At 69.1% G+C, this 1,007-nt stretch carries 3 pseudogenes; 1 reads left to right on the forward strand and 2 read right to left on the reverse strand.

The annotated features are described in order from the left end of the window. Positions 1–236: pseudogene (locus FPZ41_RS46705) on the reverse strand (hypothetical protein); the annotation flags it as partial. A 298-nt stretch (positions 237–534) separates the two neighbouring features. On the opposite strand from FPZ41_RS46705, the pseudogene FPZ41_RS50665 reads away from it, so the two are divergent. Next, a pseudogene (locus FPZ41_RS50665) lies at positions 535–747 on the forward strand (IS701 family transposase); the annotation flags it as partial. Positions 748–921: 174 nt separating this feature from the next. On the opposite strand, the pseudogene FPZ41_RS46715 reads toward FPZ41_RS50665, so the two are convergent. Further along, positions 922–1,007 (reverse strand): annotated as a pseudogene (locus tag FPZ41_RS46715) (aldehyde dehydrogenase family protein); the annotation flags it as partial.

Here is a 1,007-nt window from a genome sequence, read left to right on the forward strand (position 1 = left end):
ATACGCCGCACGGAGAACCGGTCAAGCAGGTATCCGGTGACGGGCAGCACGATCGCCATCGCCACGAGATACCCACTGATCACCCACTGCACGGTTGCCGTGGTCAGGCGCAGGTCTCGGGTGAGCGCCGGGGATGGATCACGTTGCCCTGCACCGGGGTCATCATGCAGGTCAGCAAGCCCGGCCTGCATGGCGGCCCGTACGTCAGCTCCGGACGGCGTGGCCAGGTACAGCACGGAGGAGCGAAGGAGGGGCAGGGGCTGAGGCCATGGATGCGCGCACGGGACACCCTTCCGAAGGAGGGGTGAGGCGGCGGTTCAGGCGAGCGGGACCTGGGCGGCAGGGCCCGAGATCAAGGCGTCCCACTCCTGCTCGAAGTGCTTGTCGATCACGCGGGCAGGGGGTGGCGAAGTGCTTTTCCGCCATTGGCCGGCTACCGGTAGTTCGTCACATCCGGCGGTTGCGCGTGTTGACGGCAGGGCGGGATGGTCGTAGGGCGATGGTAGGAGTCAGCTGCCGCCCTGGGAGCCGAGGATGACCGCCCGCCGTCCGTGTCCGCCCGCGCCGGGGCCGTTGGAGGAGTACGGGACCCGGTTCGATGACCTCTGCGTCAGCCTCGCCCAGCGGCGAGGGTTTCGCGAATACCTGACTGGGTTGCCGGCGCCGCGAGAACGGAACAAAACGATCACCTGCCTGGCCGGGGCGGAGCCAGTTGTCGGTGCGGGGACAGCGGCGGTGCAGCGGCTGTAGTTCTTCCTGGCGGTGGCCAAGGAGGTCATGCAGATCACTGGCGGCACGGGGCCCAGGTGATCTTCGACCCGATCGGCGGCCCGTCTTCCGCCCCCTCGCCGGGGGCGTCTCGATGGTGATCTACGGCTGGCTGGACTCTTGCCCCGCCGAGATCGCGTGGACCTGGCCCCTCAGGTCGCGGTGGTCGACCAGGGCCTGCCCGGCCTCGCCGCCGAACCCGGTGACGACATTGACCACGCCCGGCGGGAATCCCGCCT

The organism is Streptomyces acidicola, assembly GCF_009377235.1.
GTDB classification, from domain to species: domain Bacteria; phylum Actinomycetota; class Actinomycetes; order Streptomycetales; family Streptomycetaceae; genus Streptomyces; species Streptomyces acidicola.